We start from the raw sequence: 26,527 nt of genomic DNA on the forward strand, positions 1-26,527 counted from the left end.
TGATCGAGGTCTGGCAGTATCAGTGAGATGACTTTTGCGCTCAATGACCCATTGGATCAGCTGTTAATGACATTTCAGATCACTATGGTGAACCAGCAGGGTTTAACCGAGATTGGGTATGGCAGGCCGGAAAAAATCCCCCATAATGCCTGCTGTCAGTTCAATCACCCGGGAGAAAGGCATGTCTGTTTCAGCTTCAGGATACCTGCGTATCGGCGCCACGGACGTCGACGCATGGATGGATTTCGGCACCGGGGTCCTGGGCCTCATGGACGCCGGGCGTGAGGACGCCGCCGGTGCCCGCTTCCTGCGCATGGACGATCATCCCTTCCGGCTGATGATTGAACCTGCTGAGGCGGATGGTCTCATCGCTACCGGCCTGGAATTTCCAGACGAGGTCGCCTTCCTGCGCACCTGCGACGCGGTCGCCGAGGCCGGTCACACGGTAGCGCCAGGCTCAGCCGAGGAAACGGCAAGGCGTTGCGTTACCGCGTTCGCCACCACGACCGACCCGTCGGGAAATACCCTCGAGTTGTATTGGGGCCGGACACTCGATTATCGCCCCCTGATCTCTCCCCAGGGCGTACCAGGGTTTGTCACGACCTACCAGCAGACAGGGGATCTGGGGTTTGGCCACCTGGTGCTGCCCGCGGCGGATTTTGATGCCACCACCGCCTTTTACACCCAGATCATCGGCATGGGCATCACCGACATTCTCTACCCCCCGGGGATGGCGGGCGCGAAGATTCACTTCATGCACGCCAACAACCCCCGCCAGCACTCACTGGCCCTGTTCAATAGCCAGCATCCGCTCGGCGTTGTCCACATCATGGTAGAGGTAGAGACGATGGATGAAGTGGGCCGCGCCATGGATCGCGCCAGGTCAGCCGGCTCCCATTTCCTCGCCACGCTGGGGCGACATGTCAACGACAATATGTGCTCGGTCTACCTGTTGGCCCCGGGTGGCATCGCCGTGGAGTACGGCTACGACGGCCTGTTGATCGACTGGGAAAACCATGTCACCACGGTCAGCATCGAGGGAGATTTATGGGGACACGAGTACAGTTTCCCCGGGGTAAACGACTAAACCCGGCGCCGGGCACGTTGGAAATCAGCGTGTCCGTCCATAGCCTCAGCTCTCTCGCCTGGCGTTTACTAGTGCCTTGTCGGTGATTTCATCGACCAGGTTGATCATTTTCGCCACCAGTTCCTCGTACTCGGGGAACTCATGCACGAAATCCTTGAAGTCATGAGCCCGCTTTACAACGCGGCTCAGTATTTCTATCTCACCGTCGTCAAGAGGCTGTCCCCGGTCGACTTCCGCCTCAACTTTCAGCAGGTAGCGCAGACGGTAGTTAACAAATTGCTCCACCAGCACCTGGGAAACGCCGGTCTCGTCGAGGTCCTCGTCTCGGTGGAATTCCGGCGGCCTGAATTCCTCGTCTTCATCTTCCAGGAATCGATTGCCCACGCTTTGCCCTCCTGCCGAAGAATCGCCTTCAGCACCTGTGTTGCCGGAAACCGCTAGTGCACCTCAACGGTGACCGGGATCCAGCGATTGAGAATATATTGCAGTGTGCCATTACCGCGCATCAGCTGCAGCGCCCTGTTCAGCTCTGCCGCCAGCGCGCCGTCTTCCTTGCGCACCGCCCATGCCAGCATTTCCTCGGTCAATGGTGCGTACAGACTGATCAGATCGTCATTGTCCATGCTGTTGGCCAGCTGCCAGCTGGTGGGAGCGTCATGAATGTACAGGTCGATCACGTCGCCGCGCAGTGCGGCAAAAGCCTCCTGGGTATTTTCAAATTGCCGGACCTGGGCGCCCTGTAACTCGCGCTCGGCAAAATCAGCACCGGTAGAACCGCGTTTCACGCCGATTCTTACACCCTCGCGGTACACTGCCCAGGGCTGGGAATAACTGCCTATTTTGCTCTTGTGCATGATCGCCATCTGCCCCACCCGCAGATAGGAATCAGTAAACTGGACCTGGGCACTGCGCTCGGCGGTAACACTGAGTCCCGACATCAATACATCGACCTTGCCTGCCCTGAGTGCCGGCAGCAGTTGTTCCAGTGGAATTTCCACGATCTCCACCCGGCGTGAAAGTATCTCGCCAACGGCCTTGGCGTTGTCCGCCTCAATCCCGAGGTAGCGCCCGTCCTGCTTGAAATGCAGCGGTGGATAGTCGGCCGACATACCCACGCGCAGGGTCTCCGCTGCCATGGCCAGCGAGGTCAGGAGCAACAAACCGGCGGTTATCAGGATTTTGTTCAACATGGATATTCTCTTCGGGGTAGGTCACAGCCATCGGGACAGAAACTGTATCATTCCTGCCCCTCAGGCCAAGCAAAATTTATGCGCTTCGGTCACAAGCTGACTTGGGCATACCCTTCCGGTGCCGTAGAATGGCAGCATTGCAAGCAATGGCGAACAACCCATGACAGCCCCGGTTGCCCTGAACAGATCGATTATCGAAGGCTGGCTCGACGAAGCCCGGGTGGAATACTACACCTGTGATCGTTGCGAAGGCCTGCACCTGCAGTCCCTGCAGGACATCGAGGGTATTATCGACAGCCGCCTGTTTCTGGAACCCTGGGGCTTACTGCTCACCACCGAGCTGGAAATACGGCCGATGGCGCTACTGCCTCTGGCCGCAGACCTGGGAAGACTCAACATGGACTACCCGGCGCTCAAGCTGTTCCAGGACGTGGTGGACGATGCCACGCCACAACTGGTGATCGCTGGCACCCAGCTCGCCGCCGCGGGACTGACACTGGAACAGTTTGCCACCTTCGTTGCCACCACCGTCGCGGCGACACGCCAGGTCAGCAACGAGTGCCGGCAGCTAAACTATCTGTTCGCCGAGGCAAGCCCCGGAGAGCACCCCGGCCCCACTGCCATCCACTAGCCGCTGCCGGGTCTGAAGTTGGCCAGGCCGAAGCGCCTGGCCATGGCCCGGTCGAACAGCGCGGTCGGTAACAGGCGCTTCAGCAGCACCAGATTGAAACTGCCCTTGCCTCCGCGAATCACCGCGGGCGGCTTCTGGCGCAGCAACTTGTCGACCACCGGCGCGACAAATTCGTCGGTCGGCGTCGCCCCCTGCTGTCCCGCCTGCGCCCGGGCCTGTATACCCACCTCGATAGGCTTGAACAGGGAGTCATCCGGTAAGCGGATTCCCTCCTCCGCATGGTCGCCGAAGGAGGAGCGCACTCCCCCTGGCTGAATGGTGACAGTGCGAATGCCAAACGGTGCCAGCTCCATGCGCAACGCGTCGGTCACAGAGTGCACACACGCCTTGCTGGAACAATAGGCGCCGGCAAACGGTGTGGTAAACAGGCCGACAATACTGCCGACATTCACCAGGTCTGCCACGCCATGACTGGCCACGGCTTTACGCAGCAGGGGAATCGCAGCCCGGGTGACAGAGACCACCGAAATCACATTGGTTTCGTACTGGCGCCGCAAATCCTCCCGCTGCAGGTCGATCATGGCGCCCACCTGGGAAAATCCGGCGTTGTTGACCAGCATGTCCAGCTGCCCCGCCTCGTCCGCCACGGTTGCCATCGCAGCGGCGATACTGCTGTCATCGTTGACATCGAGGGCGAGCGTGCGCAGTCCGGCCTGGGCCAGATCCTGCAGGGTGTCTGGGCGGCGGGCGGTGGCGTAAACCTGCAGCCCCCTGCGGTGCAGTTCCAGGGCCAGACTACGGCCAATACCGCTGGAACAGCCGGTGATCAATACGGTTCGCGTCATGGATGATTACTCCTGGTTAGTAAGGGCCTGTTCACACTCAATAGTACCTGTCCGGAAACTCGTCTTCTCGTCATTCCCGCGAACATAGCGACCCACTGCTGCCTCTGGGACCCCGCTTTCGCGGGAATAACTGATTGGGAGCATGACCGGTGTTTCCGGATGCGCACTACATCGTTTCCTGCCATTTCTCTTGCCGGGCCCAGTCGCGGGGGGATTTCCCATACCAGCCACGGAAGCTGCGACTGAAGGCACTGAGTTCACTGTAGCCTAACACCATCGCCAGTTGGGTTAACTGCATATCACCTCGCCGCAGGTGGAAGATGGCGATCTCCCTGCGCACCCGTTCCAGAATATCGCGAAAGCTGCACTGCTCATTCTCCAGTCGTGACTGCAAGGTACGGGGGCTGGTGGCGAGAGTAGCCGCAACCCGCGGCAGAGAGCAATCCCCCGTGGGCAGAAGCGTGCGGATCATATCCTCCACCTGGCGCCCGGCAGATTTCGGCACCCGGCCCCGCGCCGTCAGGTAAGCGTCAAGGGCCAGCCGCAGTTCCTCACTCCGTCCCTGTAACGGCTGTGCCATCCAGTGCGCAGCGACCTCGACCTCCATGGCACTGGCGCCAAAACTGATGCGCTTGCAGGGTAAGTCGGCATAGGGAGCGACATCCGCGGGCTCTGAATAGGGAAAAGACACGCTCTCAGCCTGGAAATCCGGCCCGCACAGCCGGCGCATGATATTGCTGGTCACTCCCGCGGCCACGTCAAACACCTGCCTTGAACCGGGCTGGTCGTTGCACGGCAACGCGTAACTGATGATACTGGCGTCGGGATGCCGCTGCATGCGGGCATGGCCGTAGGTATCGTGGATACTGTAGAAATGTTCCAGGGTTTCCCAGGCACTGCTGACCGTTTTCGCCTGGGTCATGGTGATACCAATCGTGCCCAGGGTCTCGGCATTGGAGGCGCGGGCCATCAGTAGCCCGAAATGCTCGGCTCCGGTTCGCTGTGCCGCCAGGTGCAGGAGCCGCATGTAGTTCCCGTAGGGAAGAAAGACACCCGGCAGGGTAAGCACCTCCGGGGCAACGTCCGCCTCACAGAGCAGTGAATTGACGTCAACGCCAAACGGGGCCGCGGTGTCAGCAAAATGTTCAAGAATGCCGCCGCGGATATAGGGCTTCACGGCACGCTCCTCAACCCGGTAAACCTGCGTGAATTGTCAAAATAGCTTCGCAAATTGTCAAGCACAAAACTGAGAGCCACCTACAATGTCGCGACCAACGCCATACCTCAACAGATCTAATGCTAACAAGGAGTATCGCTGATGACCGCGCCCGTGAAATCCCCGCTGGAAATGTTCTACCAGTGGGAGCAGCAGACCCCGGACAAAATCTACCTGCGCCAGCCCAAACAACTGGAGTGGAAAGAGTACACCTGGCGCCAGGTCGCGGACCGGGTGCGCCGGATTGCCGGTTTCCTCAGGTCCAAAGACTACCCCGTCGGCAGCCGCATCGGCATCTGGTCGGCCAACAGTATGGACTGGCCGATCGTCGATCTCGCCATCATGCTGGCCGGCCACATCAGCGTGCCCATTTACCCCGGCCAGGATGTGGAGTCCGCCAACTACATCTTTAACCACGCCGAAGTCAGGCTGGTGTTTTGCGGGTCTTTCGACCAGGCTCCGCGGATTGACGAGGCTCTCGCCGAGGGCATGGAAACCGCAGGCATGCTCGGCTGCGCGATCGATGCGGATATCGACATGGCCTCTATTCTGGAACATTTTGAGCCCTTCACCGAATCCCCGGTGCCGGATCCTGAGGATATCTTCACCATCATCTACACCTCGGGCACTACCGGTAATCCCAAGGGCGCCATGCATATGCACCAGACACCGGGCCATGTGGTTCCCGGCATTGTCCAGACCATGCGCATGAACGAGCAGCCCAACGAGTTTTTCTCCTTCCTGCCCATGTCCCACGCCGCCGAGCGTATCGTGGTCGAAATGAGCAGCCTGTACGCCAACGCGAGCATTTCTTTCTCGGAAGGCCAACAGACCTTCGGCGACGAGATCCGCTCGGTGCAGCCCACCTTCTTTTTCGCGGTGCCAAGGCTGTGGGTGAAGTTCAAGGAAGGCATCGATGCCAAGATCCCCCCGGCGGCGCAAAAGGACCTGTCCGCCGAGCAAAAACAGGGCATCGCCCAGGCATTGGGCCTGAGTCGCGCCAGGTTTATCCTCACCGGCTCGGCCCCCTGCCCTACCGACGTCCAGGACTGGTTCCTGGCCATGGGTATTGCCCTGCGCGACGGCTACGGCATGACCGAAAACTTTATTCACGGCATTGCCTGGAGCAAGGATGACTCACCGATCTCCGGCTGTGTCGGCCAGCCAATGGACGATTCGGTGCAGGTGCGTCTCTCCGACAGCGGCGAAATCCAGTTCAAGAGCAAGGGCCTGATGAAGGGCTACTACAAGAATCCGGAAAAAACCGCCGAAGTCTTCGATGATGGCTGGTATTGCACCGGAGATTCGGGCCGCTTCGACGAAAACGGCAACCTGTGGGTGACCGGCCGGGTCAGCGAGGTCTTCAAGACCACCAAGGGCAAGTTCATTGTGCCCATGAAGCTGGAGTCCAAGTTTGGCCGGAATCATAACCTGGCGCAGTTCTGTTGCATGGGCCACGGCATGGATGCCCCGATTATCCTGGTCACCCTGTCGGAACTGGGCCTGAGCCGCGACCGGGAAGAACTGCGCGCCGAACTGGCCGCGCTGCTGGAGGAGATAAATTCAGAAGTGCCGGCTCACGAGCGCATTTCCCATATCTTCGTCTGTGATGAATGGACGATCGAAAACGCCCTGCTGACGCCGACCATGAAGCTCAAGCGCAAGCAGATCGAGGATCATTACCGGGAACGGCTTCGCCAGCACATGAATTCGGACAACAGGGTGCAATTTCTCGCTTGAGGCGACGGTACACGAGGCGGGCCTTCAGGGCCCGTCCTGCAAGCAGCACGGACCCGTTTTTCAACCTCGGCACCCGATCCGGTCGTTCAGGGCAACGAGGCCACTGTCGATGGCCTCCAGCGAGCGCAAACAAGCGGCCCCGGCCCGACCCATCCGGGCCTTGAAACTAATGGCTATTAGTCTATAGTATGGCAAAAGACCCACCGGTATATCGCTATGAACAAATGCCCCTTCGCCGATTTCCAGAACCTGATCGATCCGGACACCTACGCCAATGGCATGCCCTATGACGAGTTGGCCCGGATTCGCCGGTCAGGCCCCATACACTACATGGATGACCCCACGCGCGGGGTGCCCTACTGGCTGGTTACCGGGCGCGATGAAATCGACTTTATCTCGAAAAACCCGCAACTGTTTTCCAACGAGGCCCGCACCGCCCTGGCCGATGAATTTACCCAGGAAGAGATCGACAGCATACAGAGCAACATGACCATCAACATGGACCCGCCGCGGCAGATGAAGTCGCGCAAGATCGTGCGCGCCACCTTCACCCCCAGGGCAGTCGACTCCTACGAGGCGCGCTTTCGTGAACACGCCAAAAACATCGTCGACAAGGTCGCCTCCCGGGGTGAATGCGAGTTCGTCGAGGAAGTGGCTGCGGAATTGCCTCTGCTGGCCATACTCGAGTTATGCGGCATCCCCGCGGAAGACCGCAAGGACTTCTTCGAATGGACCAACACCATGATGTTCAACCAGGACTCGGAGATGGCCGTCGACCAGGAGGCGGCGCAAATCGCCTCCTTCCATGTCATCGAATACGCCATGAAACTGGCGGCCGAGCACAAGGACAACCCCAAGGACGACATCATCGGCGCCCTGCTTCGTGGCACCGAACGCGAGGAAGGATTGAATGAAGACGAGTTTGTCTGGTTCTTCCTGATGCTGATTGCCGCCGGCAACGAATCCACCCGTACGGTCACCAGCCACGGTATGCGCCTGCTGATGGACCACCCGGACCAGTTGGAGTACCTGGTGGAAAACCCGGACAGGATTCCGGGCGCCTGTGAAGAGATGCTGCGTTACAACACCGCCTTTATCCTCATGCGCCGCACCGCGATGGAAGATGTGGAAATTGCCGGCAAGCAGATCAGCAAAGGCGACAAGATCATCCTCCACTACCACACGGTCAACCAGGACGAGAGCATTTTTGGCGAGGACGCGATGGCATTCGACGTGCGCCGCGCCGAGCGAATGCCCGACCTCTACAACCAGCACCGTGCCTTCGGTATTGGCCAGCACTTCTGCCTGGGCACCCACCTGGCAAGACTGGAAATGCGGGTGATGTTCGAGGAGATCATACCGCGCCTGCGTCACCCGAAACTGGCCGGCCCGATCGAATACACCCGCTCCAGTCTGGTGAACGGCATCAAGCGCATGCCCATTACCTTCGACCCGGAAGTAAAGCAGGACGAGGCGGCGGCGTAACTCCGCTTAGCGCCTGAAAGCCGGCCAACAACCCGGGTAAACCTTGTCCCGAGCGAGGCATCGGGCCTGCTACTGACCGCTGCGATGATCGTCGGGATGCCGCAATGTTAACACTGCCTATTGCCCGGGCAGCCATCGGCCAGTAGTATCGCCACCCGAACCTCCTCCACACAACGACGACCGGGGCGATTTACCGTGCAGCTACGCAGTTTCATGTCAGCCAAAATACACAAGGCGACCGTCACCGAAGCAAACCTGAACTACGTTGGCAGCATTACAATCGACGCTGAACTGCTGGACCGAACCGGCCTGCTCCCCAACGAAAAGGTCCTGGTGGTCAGCAACACCAGTGGCGCCCGCCTGGAAACCTATATCATCGAGGGTGAACGGGGCAGCGGCTACATCGGCGTTAACGGCGCTGCAGCCCACCTGATCGGTGAGGGCGAGGAAATTATCATCATCGCCTTCACCCTGGCCACCGAGCCGGTAGAACCGAAAGCGATTCTGGTCGACGCAAACAATCGTTTTGTATCAGACCTGACCGAGCAACAGGCCGCCTTCGCCTGATCGACCTGGAACGGTGCCTCTGCATCCCGGGGCCGTTAGTATCAGCAATCGCAGCTTTGCGGGGAGTACAGACGGTTCCCTGATTTGACGGCAGCCCGCCAATCCATCACCTTCAGTGCGCGTTGCAACGATGAATTTCAATCGTTGCGTGAACGATAGCAAAATCACCGGGAATCAGCGACTTGTAATAGGCCGGCGACTGGGGCGCGTCACTGACGATGGCGATTTCCGCCGCATAGATGCCATGACCGATAGACCACACATGGATATCGGTAACACGATCGGTTGAATCAGTTTCAATGGACGCTGTAACGGCGCCCGTCAGGTCGTCGCCTGCCTGGGCATCAAGCAATACCCGGGCGGTTTCCCTGATGAGGCCATAGGACCACCGGGCCACCAGCGCACCGCCAACGATACCCATCAGCGGGTCGAGCCAGTTTGCTCCCAGGTACTTGCCGGCCACCAGTGCACCGATTGCAAGCAGGGATGTGACCGCGTCCGCAAGCACATGCAGGTAAGCGGCACGAAGGTTATGGTCATGCCCATGGTGGTGGTCGTGCCCATGGTGATGGTCATGGGGAGTAGACAACAGTAACCAGGCGCTGCCCCCATTCACCAGCAGGCCCACGAAGGCCACGATCAAGGCCTGGTCAAAGGATATCGGGATCGGGTTGATGAAGCGGTCGACACTTTCTATGACCATGAGCAGGGCAAAGCCCAGCAGCAACACCGCACTTGCAAAACCCGCGAGACTGTTGATTTTGCCGACACCGAATGAGAACCGTTGATCCGCCGCAAGCTTGCGGGACCACACGTAGGCGAGCACCGCGATACCCAGCGCCATGGCATGGGAACCCATGTGCAAGCCGTCAGCGAGCAGTGCCATGGAGCCGTAAACCAGACCCGCTGCGATCTCGACCACCATCATAACGGCGGTGACGATGACGATCAGCAGGGTGCGGCTCTCGCCCGGTCGTTTACGATCCTGGTTGAATACGTGTTCGTGGCGCCAGTCATCCAGATGATCGGTGTGCATTCGGTAATCTCGCGATGGTGTCTGTGGTCAATACAGCAAAAGTCGCCGGTCAGCTATTGAGCGGTAAGACGTCGTACGGTCAATCCTTTGAGCATACCGCAGCGCGCAACTGTTGATGATCATGCACGGTAATCTCCCGATTACGCTTGCTGATCACGCCGGCCCTGGCCAGGCGGGCAAATTCCCTGCTGCAGGTCTCGGTGCGGATCCCGAGATAATTGGCGATATCCTGACCACTCATTGGCAGATGGAAGTGGTCACCCGAACCGCCGTGCTGTGCTGAGCGGGACGCGAGGCCCAGCAGGAATGCCGCCAGCCGGCTCTTCGCCATTTTCTTGCTCGACAGCTGGCCCAGATGTTCCTGGTAGTCAATGATTCTGTGGCTCATCAAATGCAGTAACTGGGACTGCAAACCCGGCACTTCCCGGCTAACGCGCTCCAGTTCCCCGAAAGGTATTACGCACAGACAGGTGTCTTCCAGCGCAATCGCATTGGTCAGGTAGTGGGACTGATCTACCCCTGAAAAGCCGAATATATCCCCCGGCAGGTGACAGCCCATTATGCTGGTTTGGCCATCACTGTGGTTCCTGTAGGTTTTTACCGCACCACTGATCACGGCAAACAGGGCGGTGAACTTTTGCTGATCTTCGTAGATCAGGGTCCTCGCCGGAAAAAACGGCCTCTCCTCGATCACACTCTCCAGAGCAGCCACCTCTTCCGGCCACAGGTGGGCGGGCAGGCACAAGGCCCGCAACTTGCAGGTGTTGCATGACACATCGAAATCGTGGTCGCAGATGACACTGGCATCCACTGCCAGTGTGGAGAGAGGATTATCCAAAACTGCCTTCGCTTGCCCTTACCGTGACTGGAACTATCAACCTATCAGGATTCCAGGGTGTTGGGTACGGTTTTACAATTCGGGTTTGTGCCGGTTCACATCTCGCCCCGTGTGGCTCCGGCTAGCCACCAGCGGACAAATGGGGGATGACTTGTGCGTACTTGTCAATCATTGGCATGACCGCGCCGGGTTGATCCCACAAATCCATGGATACGCCAATGGTCGCTCGGGCAATCCCCATATCCCGGTATTCCTTGAGCTTATCCAGGTTATCGGTGTCCATGATCTGGATATTGATTTCGATATCGTCAGGATTCCGCCCCGCCGCCCTCACCTCGTCCCTGAAAGAGGCTACCGATTCAGCCACATCGCCCATGGCGACGTCGACCGGGTACCAGCCATCGGCCCAGGCTGCGGCGTGCTTCCGGCCCAGGGGACCCATCGCACCCAGGAATATTTTCGGTCCGCCCGCTTGCAAGGGCTTGGGGTCCGCCCAGACAGGGTCAAAGCGGATGTATTCACCCTCGTAGCCCGCCTCGTGTTCCGACCATAGCACCCTTGTCGCTGCCACGGTTTCGCGCAACACCGCATAGCGCTTGTTGAACGGGTGGGGGTTTACGTTTTCGTATTCCTCCTGGTTCCAGCCCACACCGGTGCCGATCATCACCCTGCCGCCGGAGAGCCGGTCGAGCGTGGCGATTGTCTTGGCCTGGGAAAAAATGTCCCGTTCCATCAGCAGCGCAATCCCGGTGCCCAGTTTCAGCTTGCTGGTCGCGTTGGCCGCAGTCATCAGCGACAGGTAAGGGTCCATCATATTGAGGTAGGGCGACGGCAGTTCTCCCCCCGCGGGATAGGGTGTGGCGCGGGAACAGGGAATATGGCTGTGCTCGCCATACCAGAGTGATTCAAAGCCCCGGTCCTCGAGGGCGCGGGCGAGTTCCGCGGGATGTGGGTCACTCGGTGTGTTCATCGAGCTGAATGCAAGGTGCATTTATTATTCTCCAACCTCTGTGGTGACCTCATCATACTAACCGAGGGCGCGGCACGGTATGCAGTTGCGGGCGCCAGAATGGGCGATTGGTTTAACAATACGGCTTTACTCGTCGACGGCAGTAGTCCCAAGATAACGACTGAAGAATAACATCCCGATTCAAGAGGTGATCATCCGTGACCAGCAAGCCGCATCTCGCTGTAGAGGCGAACAAAAAATCCGTCAAGTATGCCAGCGAAGGCAACAAAGAGGCCTGGCTGGCGCTATACGCCGAAGACGCCCTGGTCGCCGATCCCGTCGGCGTCTCGCCAATGGACCCGGCCGGCGAAGGCCACCGGGGTATTGCCGCCATTGAACAGTTCTGGGATACAGTGATCGGACCGTCCAACATCCAGATACGGGTCGAAAAGCGCTGGATAAGCGGTGATTACTGCTGCTGTGTCGCCCAGGTTGCCAGAAACGACCTCGGCGATGGCAAGTACGCTGACTGCGACATGCTGGCAGTGTATGAAGTCAATGAAGAAGGCCTGATCACGCGCATGCAGGCCCACTGGGATTTTGACCAACTCATGACCCAGATCGCGGCAGCTGCCGGGTGATCAAACGCTGGCTACTAACCCTGGTGCTGTTGCCAGGGAGCAGTGTCGCCTCAACGCAGGCGTATTATTCCCCCGGGGGCTGGCCCACGCTGCACCATGACGCGGGAAACCGCCGTTCGGTAGATATCGATCTGGGCGACCGTCAATACTCACGGCGCTGGCACGCGCTGGAGGGCGCCACGGTGCTCACTGCCCCGACTGTCAGTCCCGACGGGCAGTCACTGTATGTCACCACCGGTCAGGGCAAGGGACACAGCAACCTGCACGCGTTCACGATTGATGGCGAATTGTTGTGGCAGTCCCGGCCATGGCATTCACCGGATGACGGCGTCGATCCCTGCGCGTTGCTTTCAAGCCCCGTCATTGATGCCGACGGCGACATCTATCTCAGCGACTGCAACCAGCTGTTCGCCTTTCACGCTGACGGCAAGGAAAAGTGGGTCATCCCCCTGCCCGCGCCCGCCAGAGACGACTGGGCCGCGGCTGGCGACCACCCGGTCAACGCCTTTACCACCGCAGCCTTCACCCCCGGGGGACACGTACTGGGGGTCACCAACTTTGGCGATGTCATGCTGGTGGACCGGGAGAGTGGCGAGGTACTGAACAGACCCTATCGCTTGCCTGCCGCTGCCGCCCCCTACGCCCACACTGTCCAATTGCCGGACAGCCTGCTGTCCGGGGGACTGATGGACGAAGCCTTCAAGGAGTGGGCATGGCAATTGATTTTCGGCGGCAGCATGCGTTCGGCCAACACCCCGGCGGTCGCCGCTAACGGTCGTATTTTTGTGGTGGGCAGCAGTGCAACCGAGGGCGTGGGCGCGGTGTTTGGGCTGGACGTGTTAGAAAGTGGCGACGGAGCGGAGATAAGCACCGCCTTCATCACCGAGATTGGTATCGGCAGCGGTTCCAGCCCCGCCCTGTCGCCCGTTGAAGAGCGGGTTTATGTCAGCGACGAGGAGGGCTGGCTTTACAGCCTGGATACCGAGTCGGGCGCCATTGCCTGGAAAGTGAAAACCCAGGCCGCTGCCGGCGCAGCAGGTGTTGCCGACGATGGCACCGTGTACGCGCTCCAGTCCAGTGGCGCCGCAGTGATTGCGATAAGCCCCGATGGCGAAATCAAGTGGCGGAGTGAAACCGCGCAACTGGCCGATAAGCAGCCGGATTCTTGGCTGTTTGGCGCACCCATAGAGTCGGCCAATGGCAATCCCACAATCACTAAGGACGCCATCATCGTGCCCATTCTGGTGGGTTATCGGCTGCCGTTTATCGTCGCGCCGTTACCGGTCGCTTCCTACCTGGTCGCGCTGGACATCGACAGCGGCCAACTGCTGCGGATACTGACCCCCCTCCCCGATGATTCTTCCGGCATTACCGCCATACTCCCCGATGGCACCTTGGTAAGCAGTATCGGAGCCGTGGTGACCTCGGCCCTGGCGCCGCTGAAACCGGTGGTCAACTGGTTGCTGCCGGCCAACACCGAGGTGATGGAGGTCACCGGCGGTATTCAGGTCACCTTCCCGGATTAACCGGTGAGGCTAGTCGCCGAGCTTGAACACTCGCCGGGCATTGTCCCGCAGGAACAGGGGCCAGACATGATCGCGCAGTGGCACCCCGGGCATGTCCTTGAAAATACGCTCCAGTGAAATACCCATGGGGAAGTAGCCCGCGTACATCACCTGTTCACTGCCCCGGGTATTGGCAAACTCGATGATGTCGCTGGGATAGAACCTGGGCGCGAAGGCACTGGTCATGTAATGCAGGTTCGGGTATTTCAACATCAGTTTCCAGGCGAGCTCTGTCCAGGGCTCACCGCCATGGCGCATCACCACCTTGAGTTCAGGAAAAAACCAGCAGACTTCATCCAGGTGCTCTACTTTCTGGGGTTCCATGGGCAGCCTTGGACCGGGCACGCCGACGCAGGGACAAAACGGGATATCCAGGTCGACACAGGTCGCGTAAATGGGATACCAGCGTTTGTCATTGATGGGAACCTGGGGGCAGAGCCCGGACGGGAAGGCCGTGACCGCCTTGATATCGAACTCGTCTTTCAGCCGGCGAATCTTGCGCACCTCGTCCATCGCCAGATTGGGATTAGCCTCATAGGAGGCAAAAAAACGCTCGGGGTACTGCCGCAAGGCTGATTCATGGGTGAGTTGCGGGTCCCCGGTGATGCCCACCATCGCCTGTGAAATACCGTAGCGGTCCATCTGCGACAGGGTGTAGGACAGGCCGTCCTTTATGTCCTTCAGGTCAGGCACATCGAACATGTACTGGGCCGGCATACTGAACAGTTGGCGACTGTCGTTATCAAGAAACAGGGGCTTCATATACTCGTACCAGTCACCCTGTTCATCACTGGGTATCGCCAGCATCAGGTCGATTATGCCGATCTCTTCAGGCATGGGCATTGGGCTTCTCCCCCGTTCGCGGTCAAGGCGGCTAACTGTAGCCGACTACCGAGGCTAGCACAGGCGGTAAGTCCAGGCTCCGCCGATAAGCCAGGCGCGGGTTTAAATCCTTGTATCAGCTTGCCCGGAGATCACTCGCCGGGCTGCACCCGCAGTTTTCTGGCGTATAGTGAAAACATCCGTACAAGCCTGGCGCAGGAGCCTTCCCATGACTGTTTCCGGAAGCGAAATAAAACGCAAAATATCCGAACTCACGGCCTCCGGCGCGTTCTTCGAAGTTGAGGAGACCGCCTTTGCCGGCGGCACCTACCGGGCCTACAAGCATGCCCCAAAAACCGCGGTGGAGATTATCAACAATGCCCGCGGTCACGGCGAACTGGAGTTCCTGGTATACGAGGGTGAGCGCTACAGCTACGATCGCTTCTTCGGGCAGGTGGATGCGCTGGCGGCGCAGATGCAGGGTGATTTCGAGATCGAGAAAGGCGATCGGATTGCCATCGCCATGCGCAACAACGTGGAATGGATCACTGCCTATGTCGCCGCAACCCTGGTCGGCGCGATTGCGGTACCCATCAACAGCTGGGGCAAGACAGAGGAATTGCAGTACGCCATCGCCGACTCCGGGGCCAGCCTGCTGATCTGCGACGAGGCAAGGTTCATGTTGATAGCCGAACAATTTCCAAGCCTGGATATTGCCGGCATAGTGGTCCCCGCCTCGGAGAGTTTTGTTCGCCCTGACTGCGTAGCCCTGTTCGACGATGTGATCAGTGCCGGTGAAGAGCAGCCGCTGCGAACGGTGGAGGTGCTGCCGGAAGACCATGCACTGATTCTCTATACTTCCGGCAGCACCGGTTTCCCGAAAGGCGTGCTGCACCGCCACGGTGCTATCGGCCAGGCCCTGATGAATATGATGTTCATTGGCCTGCTGGTCGCCGAATTCGAGGGCGGGCCGCGGGAATATCGCGGTGGCGCGAAACGGGAAACCCCGATGCTGACAGTGCCACTGTTTCATGCCACCGGCCTGTTGGGCGGCCTGTACCTGCCTGTTGCCATGGGGCAGAAGGTGGTGATGATGTACAAGTGGGACAGTACCCGGGCGCTTGCATTGATCGAGCAGGAAAGGGTGACGGGGCTGTCCACAGTTCCGGCAATTTTGCAGGACCTGCTGGGCCACCCCGACTACGAAAAATACGATACCCGATCGCTGATGCGGGTCAGCGCAGCCGGGGCTGCAACGCCGGCCGGCCTGCCGGCGCTGATCCACAGCCGGATCGACAACCCCAGCAGTTCCGCCGGCTATGGCATGACCGAAACCCTGGCCGTCGGCGCAACCATGAGCGGTGCCCTGTTCGAATTCAAGCCGGACGCCGCTGGCATACCCTCCCCCATCATGGAGTTTCGTTTTGTCGATAGTACGGGCGAGAGGCTGCCCGAGGGGGAACCCGGGGAAATCGAGCTGCGCGGCATCAGCTGCACCCCCGGGTACTGGCAGAAACCCGAAGCCAACGCCAGCACCTTTGGTGAGAACGGCTGGATGAAGACTGGCGACATCGGCAACATCGACGAGGACGGCTATCTGCACATCACCGGACGGCTCAAGGAAATCGTTATCCGCGGTGGCGAAAACATTTATCCCGGTGAAATTGAACAGACGGCCTATGAGTGCGACGAGGTACGGGAGGTGGTGGTGTTCGGTGAACCCGATGAGGCAATGGGCGAGGAACTGGTGATGGTGGCCTACCTCGACCCCGAACGACATTTGCAGGAAGCTGATCTCAGGGGTTTCCTGCAGCAACGGTTAGCGGGCTACAAGGTGCCGCGGACCATCCGCTTCAGCGAACAGCCGCTGCCGCGTAACGCCAGCGAAAAACTGCACAAGCTCAGGGTAAAGGAAGCCTACCTTGGCAGCGGCGATGCCTGAGTAGCCCGGGGCGCCTATATCTCGATCACAGTGCGGATACCCCGCCCCTGTTCAAGGTCGGCAAAACCCTCGTTGATTTCCTCCAGCGGGCGCCGGTGGCTAATCATTGCCTCGATATCCAACAGGCCCCGGCGCCACAGGCGCAGTAACCTCGGAATCTCGTAAAGCGAATTGCAGGAACCGAGCAAACAGCCACAGAGCTTCTTTTCCAGGGCCTGGAACAACACCACATTGGGAATATGCAGGTCTTCCTCCAGCGCTGGTGAGCCGACAATGACGGTGGTGCCGCCCATGCGCGTCAGTTGCAGGCCCTGTTCGATCAGCGCTGCCTTGCCCGCGGCTTCGAAGGCGTAGTCAACGCCGATGCCATCGGTAGCCTCCATAACAATCGCCGGTATATCATCGTTGCCGGGATCAACAACGTGGGTAGCGCCGAACCGACGCGCCTGCTGCCGGCGCTCGGCAACCGGGTCGGAGGCAATAATCACCTCCGCGCCGGCGATGCGGGCACCCTGGATGGCAGCCATGCCGATACCGCCCAGGCCAAGTACCACGCAGGTTGCCCCGGCCTCCATATCCACGGTGTTGAGCACCGCGCCAACGCCCGTTTGCAGTGCACAGCCAATCACACAGGCCACATCCAGCGGGATATCCTGGTCGATCTTGACCGCCCCGGTGGCCGGGAGGGTCACAAACTCTGCCAGCGCGCCAATGCCGCAACCCCGGTAGACCACCTCTCCATTGCGGGAAATGCCGGTACTGCCGTCAGGCAGGGTACCGGACAGAATACTCATGGCGTTGGTACACAGGCTGTATTGACGGCGCTGGCAGTAGTAGCACTGACCGCAGGGCGCGGCAGGCGTAAGCACCACATGATCGCCAGCGGCCAGATGGGTCACTCCCTCGCCAACCGACTCGACAATCCCGGCGGCCTCGTGCCCGGGCACCTGCGGTCCCATCAGCGGTGACTTGCCGGTGATAAAGCCCAGATCAGAGTGGCAAAGGCTGCAGTATTTAACCCGCACCCGCACCTCCCCGACCCTGGGCTGGATCACCTCGAGATCATCCCGAATTTCGAGTGCCTTTCCCGCCTGCTCCAGTACCACTGCCCGCATATGACGTCCCATGTTGATTGTTCTGTGACAAACAGGTTATCCGGCAGCCCGGCGACGGTCCAGCAAGGCAAAGCATTCAGCTTGCCAGATAGTTATACGGCGGATCACTTTCTTGCCGTCGTATATCCCCAAACCGCAGAGCACGATATCACTACCAGCGGCCTCGGTTATACTCGCCAGCAACGAGATTGACGGTATCGCCAATGAAACTGACCCTGGAAAACCCTGAAGACCGACTGTTCGGCAAGATCCTCCGCCAACAAGCTGCCAACTGTCCCGCAAAGCCCTTCCTGGTCACCGATGACATCAGCATCAGCTACGCCGCGGCGGAGGAGATCACCAACCAACTGGCCGCGGGACTGGCCGCACAGGGAATCTCCGCCGGCGACCGGGTCGTGCTGTTCCTCTCCAACCGGCCGGAAATGGTGCTGCTCACGCTCGCTATCAACAAGCTCTCAGCCGTATGGGTGCCGATCAATACCGATTACAAGGGCGAGTGGTTGCGCCAGGCCGTCAGCGGCAGTCGCCCGGCGCTGGTGATTTCAGAGTCCGCGCTGGCGGGCAGGTTAGCCGAAACCGGAGCCACGTCACTGGCCACTGGACTTGTCCTGCTGGATGACGACACCGATGGCCCGGAAGGCGCCGTTCGCTACGAAACCCTGTTACAGCATGGAACGCTGAATCCTGATTACAGCAACCAGGACTATGGCGACACCTGTGCCATTATGTGGACCTCCGGCACCACCGGAAAATCCAAGGGCGTCATGCAAAGTTACAACGCCTGGATCAGGGCGATCGTCGGTGGTGCTTCCAGACAGTACGATTCGGCAGAGGATGACATCTGCTACTGCCCGTTGCCGCTGTATAACTCCGGCGCCTGGATTACCTGTGTCTACCGCTCGCTTATTGACGGCATCACCCTGGTGATAGAGGACAAGTTTTCAGTGAGCCGCTTCTGGGAGCGAATCACCCGGTTTGGGGCGACCCAGACGTTCTGCGTAGGAGCGATGGGCTCTTTCCTGATGAACGCCGCCGAGCGCCAAACCGACGGCGAGAACACGCTGCGCAAGGCACTGATTGTGCCAATGGCACCCGATATCTGGCAGCCCTTCGAAAAGCGATTCAACCTGAAACTGATCGAATCCGGCCTGGGTATGAGCGAGTGCCTGATGATCATGAACCAGCTTGATTGCCCGGCAGATACGCCAACCTATGCACTGGGCAAACCCCCAGCCGACATCGACGTGCAACTTTGCGACGACAGCGGCAATAAGGTCACCCCGGGCGAACCCGGGGAGATCTGTATCAGGCCAAAGCGTCCACACGTTATTTTCAGCGGCTATTTCGATAACCCGGAAGCGACCGCGGCCAGTTTCCGCGGGGACTGGTTCCTCACCGGCGACATGGCGCGGCAGGATCCGGACAGCGGTATCTACTATTTTACCGATCGCAAGAAGGACGCCGTCCGTTATGCCGGACGCAATATCTCCACGCTGGAGGTGGAAAGCATTGTCAGACGCCATCCAGAGATTGCCGATGTGGCCGCTTTCGGCATTCCTTCAAAAGAGGTAGACAGCGAAGACGAATTGAAACTCGCCGTGGTGTTAAAGCCGGGCAGTGGCGCCACCGCGGAACAGATCTGTCAGTTTATCAACGATAATGCGCCCTACTTCTTCGTACCCCGATTTATGGATTTTGTCGACGCCCTGCCGTATACGCCGACGCAGAAGGTGCAGAAGTTCCAGCTGCGGGAACAGGGAAATTCGCCAGACACCTGGGATTTGAAACAGTCAGGATTCGTGGTCCAGCGCTAGGGGTTATTGTCCCACGGCGACCGGGCGCGGCTACCGCTCCAACACCCGAATCTTGCGGTACCAGACCTTATCCCCGTGGTCCTGCAAGCCGATGTGCCCCTTGAGCAGGGTGCCATAGCGTGGCCTGTCGGCAAACTTGCTCTGCTCATACAGTGCCTGCCACCTTGGGCTTCCCAGGCTGAATTGCGCAGTCTGGCGGCCGTTTAACCAGAATTCCACCGCCGGTCCCAGGGCAATAATATGCACCTGGTTCCAGTAACCGACAGGCTTGCTGGTGTCGTGATCAGGCACAATCATGTCGTAATAGGCACCCGAACGATGGCTGGGATCCCTGGCATCACGGTGGCCGGCATTGTCCAGCACCTGCATTTCAACGCCGCTGTGGTGCATACTGCTGCCGCTTTCGTCGCCGCGTATGAAAATCCCGCTGTTGCCCGCCGCGCTGATACGCCACTCCAGTTTCAGCTCGAAATCACCGAACTGCTCCCGGGTAATAATGTCCCCGCCCCGGTACAAACGGGCAAGGCATCCATTTTCCACCCCCCAGCCCGTGTTCAGCTCTTGCTCACCGTAACTGCGCCACTGGTCCAGCGATTGGCCGTCGAACAGCAGGCGCCAGCCGGCCTGCTGTTCCTCCATCGACAGCGCGTTGGCACACTCGCCGGGATCGACCACCGGATCACTGCCGCAGGCCGCGAGCAACAGCAACCCCGGGTAAATAAAAACTGCAGGTCTCATCTTCGTCCTCACAGACAGCATTTTCTGCGCTTACAGGGTGTACTGAATACCCAGCCGAAACGCCCTTCCCGGGGCGGCGAAGCCTATCGATGTCTGGTACTCCTCGGCGAGCAGGTTGTCTGCCGACAGCCGCGCCTGCCAGTCGCTGGCAAAGGCCCACTGCACCACCCAGTCGAGGCGGTGAAAGTCATCCAGTTCCAGTGACTGCTCATAACCGGGAAAACGCGTACTGGACCACTGCTGGCCGGTGTAACGGTAGTCCAGCGTCGTCTGCCAGGCCGGTGACAGTTGCCAGGTGCCGGTCAGTGACCCCGACCAGTCCGGCCGGCCCGTCAGCACGGTATCTTCCCCTTTCACATCGATATCGGTATAGGTCAACTGGCCGCGAAGGCTCAGACTCGGCTGCACCTGCCAGGCCATCTCCAATTCCACCCCCCGCGTCTCGATATGTTTGCGATTGACGTTGCGGAACGTCTCGCTGTCAAAATCCACCAGGTCTTCGTACTCGTTCAGGAAGCCGGTGGCGGCAAGGTGAAGGGATGCGCTGACCTGCCAGCCAAGGCCCAGGTCCCGATTACGTGCTTTTTCCGGCAACAGGTCCGGGTTGCCGACCAGAGGATGCCCCAGTGCCGCGAAGCTCGGCAGCTTGAAGGCGTCACCCCAGTTGGCACTGAGTGACAGGGATTCCGTCAGACGGTAACGTCCGCCCACATTGAAGGTGGTTTCGGCATCGATACCATCCGGGTCGTCGTGGCGGACGGAGCCCTGCAGCAGCAGGCCATCGAACACTTCAGAGGAGCCATTGAGGAATATTCCGCGAGTGCTTCGTTGCAGCCGGTAGTCCGCGGGAAACACGATGCCAAAAAAATCGATGTAGCCGACACTGTCAGCTTGCTCATCACGGTAGTCGGCGCCCAGATTCACCTCTGAGGCGCGACCAAGCGCCATTGTATTCACCCAGCGCAGGCGGTCCTGGCGAAAGTCAGTGTCCGCCCCGTTAGGCGGCACTTCGGTGTAAGGAACAATTCCCGGTGAGCCATAGTCTTCGGCGTGTTGAAACCGGTCCACGCTAAAGTAACTGGTCCAGGCATCGCTCAGGCTCGCCTGCCACGACAGCGAATACACCTCATCGCGATACCGGCTGCTGTCCAGATCGTCAGTTGCGGCGAGCAGCGGCCCGCCACTCTGCTCTGGATAACTGGTCCTGTCACCATCGAGGTAGCGATAACCCAGCTCCAGCCTGTGCCCCTGTGCCGGTTCCCAGCCGACTCGCAGGCGCACGTTATCACTCTCGCGAGTACTGCCGGGTACGGGCTCGCCATCATCACGATAGGCGTACGCCAGGGAATAGTCCCATTGCCCTGCAGCGCCCCGCACGCCAAGGCTGTAATTGCTGAAATCGTCCTTCCCCCACTCACCCGCCAGCTGTAGCTGGTGGCCGGCATCAGGCCGGTGGGTGATGATATTGATGACGCCCGCCAGTGCGTCAGAGCCGTAAACCGCCGACTGGGCACCCCGCACAACCTCAATGCGTTCCACCAGGGCCGGGTTGAGATTGGCAAAGTCAAAACCGCCACCGCGAGAATTGGTGGGGTCGTTGACCGGCACACCGTCCAGCAGCACCAGGGTGAAATTGGATTCAGCGCCGCGAATGGAAACCGCTGTCAAACCGCCCGGGCCGCCCTGCTGCTCTACCAGCAGTCCGGGTAGCGTCTGCAGCACCTCCGACAGGCTGCGTTTGTTCAGCGACTGGATTTGCACCTGCTCCAGGACAGACACGGAGGCGGTCAGTTCTGCCAGGGGGGCGTATGTGCCGGTGACCAGAGTGTGCTCCATGCCGCGGGCAGAAGCCTGGCCCGCCAACATCATCAGAGCCGTTACCAACAGTCTGTTTCGCTTCATAATCAATTGCCTGGATTAGCGCGTTTGAGGTTAACTGTGCAGGCTTCGCGGCCGTTTCGACAGCGCAGACCAGCCTTTATTCCAAGACGAGATTTTTCGCCCTTGCTATACATCATTTTCAATTCCCTGTTTTTGCTGGCCTATGTGGCATCCGCCCTCGTACAGTTCAACGATCCCGACCCCTGGGCCTGGGTCGCCATCTACCTGGCAGCGGCGGGCATGTGCATCGCCTGGTTGCGACGGCGCCTGCCCCGCTGGTACCCCGCCGTGCTGGTGGTGACCTGCCTGCTGTGGATGGGCAGTCTGCTGCCGTCGGTGGTGGGCCAGGTGTCCCCGTCGGAGTTGTTTGAATCCATCAGCATGAAAACCCGGTCGGTAGAAGAAGCCCGCGAAATTGGCGGCCTGGCATTGGTTGCCGTCTGGGCGGCGGTGTTGATGCACCGCCGTGCTCCCTGATTCGCAACGGGTTCAATCGTTGCGGGTAAAGACGAGTTTCTCGCCATCACGGAAAATAGATAAACTCGTCGCCGGACCCTCGTCTTCCAGATTGAATCTCAGGTCTATATCCGGTCCCCCGGCGGCACCCTTGAAGCGATTGTCACTGACCTGCTCCAGCAGCCCCTTGCCGTAAAGGGGAACCGAAAGAAAGAGTCCCTCCGCCGTTTCCTCGATAGTCATGGTGACAAAACTGAGGCTGTACTTACCGACTAAACGGGAATAACCCCGATCGTAGGGCACTGCCTGCAACTCCTGCGCCGTCCAGGGCCGGTTGCGGTCGGCACTGGCGGTGCGGATTTCACGGACCTGCTCAATGCTGACAGGGCTCGCCTTGTTGCCCCAACTGCGCCGTATATAGGTCATCAGTCCGGCAAGCGTGTCATTGTCCAGTTCCGCCAGGTGACCGTGAGGCGGCATCAGCCCATTCCACTGTTCGCCGTTGACCTCGATCGGGCCGGCCAGGCCCTGCAGGATGATCCGCGCCAGCCACTCCGGTGGCCCGGTGACCCAACCGGCTCCCGCAAGCGCCGGGGCCAGTCCGGCGGTGCCGGCGCCATTGGCGCCATGGCAGTTGCCACAGGTCGGGTAATAGGCCTTGCCTTGCTCCATCAGCGCGATTTGCTCGGGGCTCAGCGGCGTAATGCCCAGAGCCAGTTCATCCCCCGGCCAGGTGAACGCCACCCTGGAGGCCAGGCGTGCTTTCCACAGCGGGTCTTTCTCGCTGATGGTGCCGTCGGTGTAAATCGGCGGGGCCTCCGCGAGCCGGGCCGGGGTGAAGCCGTTGGCCTGTGCCACTGCCTGAAAACCGGCTAAGAGGGCAACCTGCTGCCAGCTCAGTTCCCCGGACCGGTTTTCTACCAGGGAGAGGAGCGCCAGCATCCGTGGGGAAGACTGGCCGGTGCTCGCCAGGTCCGGACGGATGCTGCGGTAGGCGTTAGCACTCAGTGACTTCAGCGCACTGACCAGACCCTCGTTTTCTACAGCATAGGGGGCGCTGTCCAGGTGTTCCCGCAGAAAGGCCATCTCCTGCCCATGTAGCGCTCTGACAACAGCCTGGCGCACATAGACGCTGTCGCTGCCCCGCTGCAGAATACCGGCCAGTACGTCGCGCACCCCGGGCTCAGTGGCCCAGGGGCCGAGGGCAAAAGCATATTGCACCTGAACCATAGGCTCCGCCATCTCGAAAACCTCCGCCGCCGCGAGCAGCCGGGTGGCATCGACAATCCCGGCCCCCGCCCTGAGGGCGTGAATCTGGCGCTGTGGATCTGCCGTGCGCCATCCGGCCTCGACCAGATCAGCGCTCAATTCACCGCGCCCCTGCAGTGCCCAGAGCGCGTGCAGGGCCGGCACCGTCGCCTCCCCTGTTACCAGCTCAGCCAGAGCATCGGTCTGCTCACCGGAGTGCGTGAGCAACAGCCGCTGGGCGGTGTCGCGTGTCCAGCCGTTCTCGCTGGACAAAGCCAAAACCAGTTGTGCAGGGTCGGCATCGGCCAGGGAGGCAAAGCCGCGACGCGGGTGTCCGTCCCTGTGACGAATACGCCAGATACGCCCCTTGCCAATGGGCTTGTCCAGACCGCGCTGGAAAATCTGTTCGCGCAATTCGTCCGTGAGAAAGTGATCGTCCTGTATGATGCCGCGATACATGTCGATGATGTACAGGCTGCCATCCGGTCCATTGGCCGCATCGACCGGGCGAAACCGCTCGTCAGTGGAGCCAAAAAAGTCGCGTTGGCCCCATTGTTGATCATCATAGGTCTGCTGCTCGGCCATAATGGCCGGCCCTTGTTCAACCAGGGCAAACTGCGCCACTACATTAGCCGCCGACTCCGGAACGAAAGCGTGACCGCGGTATTGTTCGGGAAACTGGTCGCCCCGGTAAACCACCAGCCCGCTGACACCTGTGGCCCGGTTGAGGCGGCCATCCTCGCGCAGGGTACCTTTCAGGTAAGCCCGGTTGACGCCGGGATTCACTCTTACCGAATAGACCGGGGAGGGATCCGTCAGGTTCACCCCGATCCCCGCCGGGAAGGTCTCCACACCGGGCAGGACGATGTCCTCACCCTGGAAAAAATCGGCCTGCAGCCAGGTCGAGTTGTGGTTGTAGTAGAGCCGCCCATAGTCATCCTTGCTGATACCCCACTGTCCGCGAAACGGCCCCTCCTCTTGCTGCAACTGACCATCGACCAGGCGCAGGCGACGTTGCGACTTGGCGTTGTACAGCCAGTTATCCAGCCCGGGAAGCAGGCGGTTTTCCATGTGTTCGACGTTCGCCGCCTCCCTGGCGTCGGCATAACCACCCACACGGCGCCTGTTGCTGCACAGGGCCTCGGGCGCAGGCAATTCGCACAACCAGAGATTGGGCGGCTCGGCAATCAGCACGCCCTCATTGACCACCGCCACGGCCCGGGGATTCACCAGCCGGTCGAGAAAGACCTCACTCCTGTCCATGCGTCCATCGCCATCAGAGTCGGTGAGCCGCACTACCTGTCCCACCGGGTCTTCGCTGCCGGTCCCGTAGGCGTCGGGCATGTAGCCGCGCATTTCCACCACATAGAGCCGTCCCCCGGCGTCCCAGGCCATCGCGACAGGATCTTCGACCAGCGGCTCGGCGGCCACCAGTTCAACTTCGAATCCCGGCGCGACGCGAAAGCTTTGCAAGGCCTCTTCCGGACTCAGTACCGGCGCGGGCTGGGTGTCCAGCGTCTTGTAAAAAGCAACTTCCTCGCGATTTTCCCGCAGCGAGGTCCAGCGGAAATCCGTCAACTCGAATTGCGGACCGCAATTGGCGGGGCTGACCCGCAACTTGCCGCGATCGAGCAGTCCCGACTCCACCACCCGGACCACGTCATACCCGCCAACACTGAGGGTGGCAGCGTCACCAATGGTCACCCCGGTAAACCGGTGCCGATCGGCCACTGCCAGTTCCACCTCGTCGAACACCTGCACCGATTTCGGCGTTACCAGGCGCCCGGTGGCACGGTCGCGATAGATCGCAACCTCGACAAATGACTCACTGCCATTCATCTCGCCGTCGTCGTAGCGCATGCGCACCACGGTGGGTTGCTCGCAGGCAGGCACACCAAAGCTGATACTGGCGTCGCTGAAGCGACGTCTGGGGCTCAGCCACTGTGCTGCGCTGGAGGTCTCTCCAGACAGCGTCCCGTCCACGATATCGATCACATCGAGGCCTTCCAGACCCCAGTCATCTGCGGTGAGCGGGGCGCCCGCTTCGGCAAGGGGTTCCAACTCCCTGATTCTGATATGACGCCAGCGCATGACGCCGATGTCACCGGCGTGTACCTGCAGTGCAATAAAGCCCTCGGCATCAAAGGCGTCGATTACCGTAGCTACCGGCACGCCGTTGAGCCAGGTCTGCAACTTGCTGCCGCGCGCCTCGATTTCTATATCGTTCCAGTCATCCAGTCTGATCGCCTCCCTGGCCGCCTGGTCGTGCTCCAGGGTATACAACCAGCCGCGTCGGGCCTCGTCATAAATGCCTCCGCTCCAGGATCGCTCCGAGTGGTCCAGCTCGTACTGATAGCCGTAGGCCCTGCCGTCGGATTCGCGCTGTTGGGCGCGAAACAGTACACCGGAATTACCCGGCTCATCCCAGCGCATCTGCATGCGCAGATTGAAGTCGGCAAAGGTCTTCTCGGTGCGCAGGAAGGTATTTTCGCCGGGACCATGTACCCCTTTGATGGCGTCACCGTCCGCCTCGAACGTGGATTCTCCGCCAATCACCCGCCAGCCCGCGAGACTGTCGCCGTCGTAGAGCAGGCGGTAGCCCTCTTCGACCTGGAACGCTTCACCGGTGGTCCTGCCGAGCCAGACATAAATACCGACGGCAATGGCAGCAATAATCAGTGTAGAAAGTAACTTTTTCATAGGTGGGTCGCGATTGTCTTG

Annotated in this window: 22 protein-coding genes; 10 read left to right on the plus strand and 12 right to left on the minus strand. The window is 60.0% G+C overall.

Going from position 1 to position 26,527, the window contains the following annotated elements:
- Window positions 1–181 precede the first annotated feature (181 nt).
- Window positions 182–1,087, plus strand: a complete 906-nt coding sequence (locus tag E2F43_RS11390) for a VOC family protein (protein WP_165954276.1) — start codon at window positions 182–184, stop codon at window positions 1,085–1,087.
- A 45-nt stretch (window positions 1,088–1,132) separates the two neighbouring features.
- Here E2F43_RS11390 and E2F43_RS11395 read toward each other — a convergent pair whose 3' ends face one another.
- Both E2F43_RS11395 and E2F43_RS11400 read right to left on the minus strand, forming a co-directional pair.
- On the minus strand, window positions 1,133–1,471 hold the full coding sequence (locus E2F43_RS11395) for a hypothetical protein (RefSeq protein ID WP_133212691.1): 339 nt from the start codon (window positions 1,469–1,471) through the stop codon (window positions 1,133–1,135).
- 53 nt (window positions 1,472–1,524) lie between these two features.
- A complete protein-coding gene (locus E2F43_RS11400; RefSeq protein WP_133212693.1) occupies window positions 1,525–2,277 on the minus strand; it encodes a transporter substrate-binding domain-containing protein in 753 nt (250 codons plus the stop codon).
- 160 nt (window positions 2,278–2,437) lie between these two features.
- Here E2F43_RS11400 and E2F43_RS11405 point away from each other — a divergent pair, with 160 nt between their 5' ends.
- A complete protein-coding gene (locus E2F43_RS11405; protein ID WP_133212695.1) occupies window positions 2,438–2,908 on the plus strand; it encodes a type III secretion system chaperone family protein in 471 nt (156 codons plus the stop codon).
- Here the strand turns inward: E2F43_RS11405 and E2F43_RS11410 are convergent.
- Both E2F43_RS11410 and E2F43_RS11415 read right to left on the minus strand, forming a co-directional pair.
- Window positions 2,905–3,753, minus strand: a complete 849-nt coding sequence (locus E2F43_RS11410; RefSeq protein WP_133212697.1) for an SDR family NAD(P)-dependent oxidoreductase — start codon at window positions 3,751–3,753, stop codon at window positions 2,905–2,907. The two genes, E2F43_RS11405 and E2F43_RS11410, sit on opposite strands and share 4 nt — an antisense overlap.
- Before the next feature lie 166 nt (window positions 3,754–3,919).
- Window positions 3,920–4,930, minus strand: coding sequence for an AraC family transcriptional regulator (locus E2F43_RS11415; RefSeq protein WP_133212699.1), 1,011 nt, complete (start codon window positions 4,928–4,930; stop codon window positions 3,920–3,922).
- Window positions 4,931–5,071: 141 nt separating this feature from the next.
- Between E2F43_RS11415 and E2F43_RS11420 the strand changes: the two genes are divergently transcribed.
- The 3 genes from E2F43_RS11420 (at window position 5,072) to panD (ending at window position 8,761) form a co-directional block, all read left to right on the plus strand.
- A complete protein-coding gene (locus tag E2F43_RS11420) occupies window positions 5,072–6,709 on the plus strand; it encodes an AMP-binding protein (RefSeq protein ID WP_133212701.1) in 1,638 nt (545 codons plus the stop codon).
- A 216-nt stretch (window positions 6,710–6,925) separates the two neighbouring features.
- A complete protein-coding gene (locus tag E2F43_RS11425; protein WP_133212703.1) occupies window positions 6,926–8,194 on the plus strand; it encodes a cytochrome P450 in 1,269 nt (422 codons plus the stop codon).
- A gap of 213 nt (window positions 8,195–8,407) precedes the next feature.
- Window positions 8,408–8,761: an aspartate 1-decarboxylase gene (gene panD, locus E2F43_RS11430; RefSeq protein ID WP_133212705.1), complete on the plus strand. Its 354-nt coding sequence runs from the start codon at window positions 8,408–8,410 to the stop codon at window positions 8,759–8,761.
- A 112-nt stretch (window positions 8,762–8,873) separates the two neighbouring features.
- Here panD and dmeF read toward each other — a convergent pair whose 3' ends face one another.
- The 3 genes from dmeF to E2F43_RS11445 form a co-directional block, all read right to left on the minus strand.
- Complete coding sequence (gene dmeF, locus E2F43_RS11435) at window positions 8,874–9,797, minus strand: CDF family Co(II)/Ni(II) efflux transporter DmeF (protein ID WP_133212707.1); 924 nt, start codon at window positions 9,795–9,797, stop codon at window positions 8,874–8,876.
- Window positions 9,798–9,876: 79 nt separating this feature from the next.
- Window positions 9,877–10,635, minus strand: a complete 759-nt coding sequence (locus tag E2F43_RS11440; protein ID WP_133212709.1) for a helix-turn-helix domain-containing protein — start codon at window positions 10,633–10,635, stop codon at window positions 9,877–9,879.
- Window positions 10,636–10,756: 121 nt separating this feature from the next.
- Entirely contained in the window at window positions 10,757–11,626 is an 870-nt protein-coding gene (locus E2F43_RS11445; RefSeq protein ID WP_133212711.1) for an LLM class F420-dependent oxidoreductase, read from the minus strand.
- Window positions 11,627–11,802: 176 nt separating this feature from the next.
- Here E2F43_RS11445 and E2F43_RS11450 point away from each other — a divergent pair, with 176 nt between their 5' ends.
- Together E2F43_RS11450 and E2F43_RS11455 are read left to right on the plus strand one after the other, a co-directional pair.
- The gene (locus tag E2F43_RS11450) at window positions 11,803–12,225 is read left to right on the plus strand and encodes a nuclear transport factor 2 family protein (protein ID WP_133212713.1); all 423 of its coding nucleotides are present in this window, start codon (window positions 11,803–11,805) and stop codon (window positions 12,223–12,225) included.
- On the plus strand, window positions 12,222–13,751 hold the full coding sequence (locus E2F43_RS11455; RefSeq protein WP_133212715.1) for an outer membrane protein assembly factor BamB family protein: 1,530 nt from the start codon (window positions 12,222–12,224) through the stop codon (window positions 13,749–13,751). Before E2F43_RS11450 ends, E2F43_RS11455 begins: the two co-directional genes overlap by 4 nt.
- Before the next feature lie 9 nt (window positions 13,752–13,760).
- On the opposite strand, the gene E2F43_RS11460 is transcribed toward E2F43_RS11455, so the two are convergent.
- A complete protein-coding gene (locus E2F43_RS11460) occupies window positions 13,761–14,633 on the minus strand; it encodes an amidohydrolase family protein (RefSeq protein ID WP_133212717.1) in 873 nt (290 codons plus the stop codon).
- A gap of 208 nt (window positions 14,634–14,841) precedes the next feature.
- On the opposite strand from E2F43_RS11460, the gene E2F43_RS11465 reads away from it, so the two are divergent.
- On the plus strand, window positions 14,842–16,554 hold the full coding sequence (locus E2F43_RS11465; RefSeq protein WP_133212719.1) for a class I adenylate-forming enzyme family protein: 1,713 nt from the start codon (window positions 14,842–14,844) through the stop codon (window positions 16,552–16,554).
- Window positions 16,555–16,568: 14 nt separating this feature from the next.
- Here the strand turns inward: E2F43_RS11465 and E2F43_RS11470 are convergent, their stop codons facing one another.
- Complete coding sequence (locus E2F43_RS11470) at window positions 16,569–17,681, minus strand: Zn-dependent alcohol dehydrogenase (protein ID WP_238946862.1); 1,113 nt, start codon at window positions 17,679–17,681, stop codon at window positions 16,569–16,571.
- Window positions 17,682–17,872: 191 nt separating this feature from the next.
- On the opposite strand from E2F43_RS11470, the gene E2F43_RS11475 reads away from it, so the two are divergent.
- Complete coding sequence (locus tag E2F43_RS11475) at window positions 17,873–19,483, plus strand: AMP-binding protein (RefSeq protein ID WP_133212721.1); 1,611 nt, start codon at window positions 17,873–17,875, stop codon at window positions 19,481–19,483.
- A 30-nt stretch (window positions 19,484–19,513) separates the two neighbouring features.
- Here the strand turns inward: E2F43_RS11475 and E2F43_RS11480 are convergent, their stop codons facing one another.
- Both E2F43_RS11480 and E2F43_RS11485 read right to left on the minus strand, forming a co-directional pair.
- Window positions 19,514–20,221 carry a 3-keto-disaccharide hydrolase gene (locus tag E2F43_RS11480; RefSeq protein WP_165954277.1) on the minus strand — a complete coding sequence of 236 codons (708 nt, stop codon included), beginning with the start codon at window positions 20,219–20,221 and terminating at the stop codon, window positions 19,514–19,516.
- A gap of 30 nt (window positions 20,222–20,251) precedes the next feature.
- On the minus strand, window positions 20,252–22,123 hold the full coding sequence (locus E2F43_RS11485; RefSeq protein ID WP_133212725.1) for a TonB-dependent receptor plug domain-containing protein: 1,872 nt from the start codon (window positions 22,121–22,123) through the stop codon (window positions 20,252–20,254).
- A 102-nt stretch (window positions 22,124–22,225) separates the two neighbouring features.
- Between E2F43_RS11485 and E2F43_RS19065 the strand changes: the two genes are divergently transcribed.
- Complete coding sequence (locus E2F43_RS19065) at window positions 22,226–22,579, plus strand: transmembrane 220 family protein (protein ID WP_165954278.1); 354 nt, start codon at window positions 22,226–22,228, stop codon at window positions 22,577–22,579.
- Window positions 22,580–22,591: 12 nt separating this feature from the next.
- On the opposite strand, the gene E2F43_RS11495 is transcribed toward E2F43_RS19065, so the two are convergent.
- On the minus strand, window positions 22,592–26,506 hold the full coding sequence (locus E2F43_RS11495) for a DUF7133 domain-containing protein (protein ID WP_133212729.1): 3,915 nt from the start codon (window positions 26,504–26,506) through the stop codon (window positions 22,592–22,594).
- Window positions 26,507–26,527 lie beyond the last annotated feature (21 nt).

The organism is Seongchinamella unica (genome assembly GCF_004354085.1).
GTDB classification, from domain to species: Bacteria; Pseudomonadota; Gammaproteobacteria; order Pseudomonadales; family Halieaceae; genus Halioglobus; species Halioglobus unicus.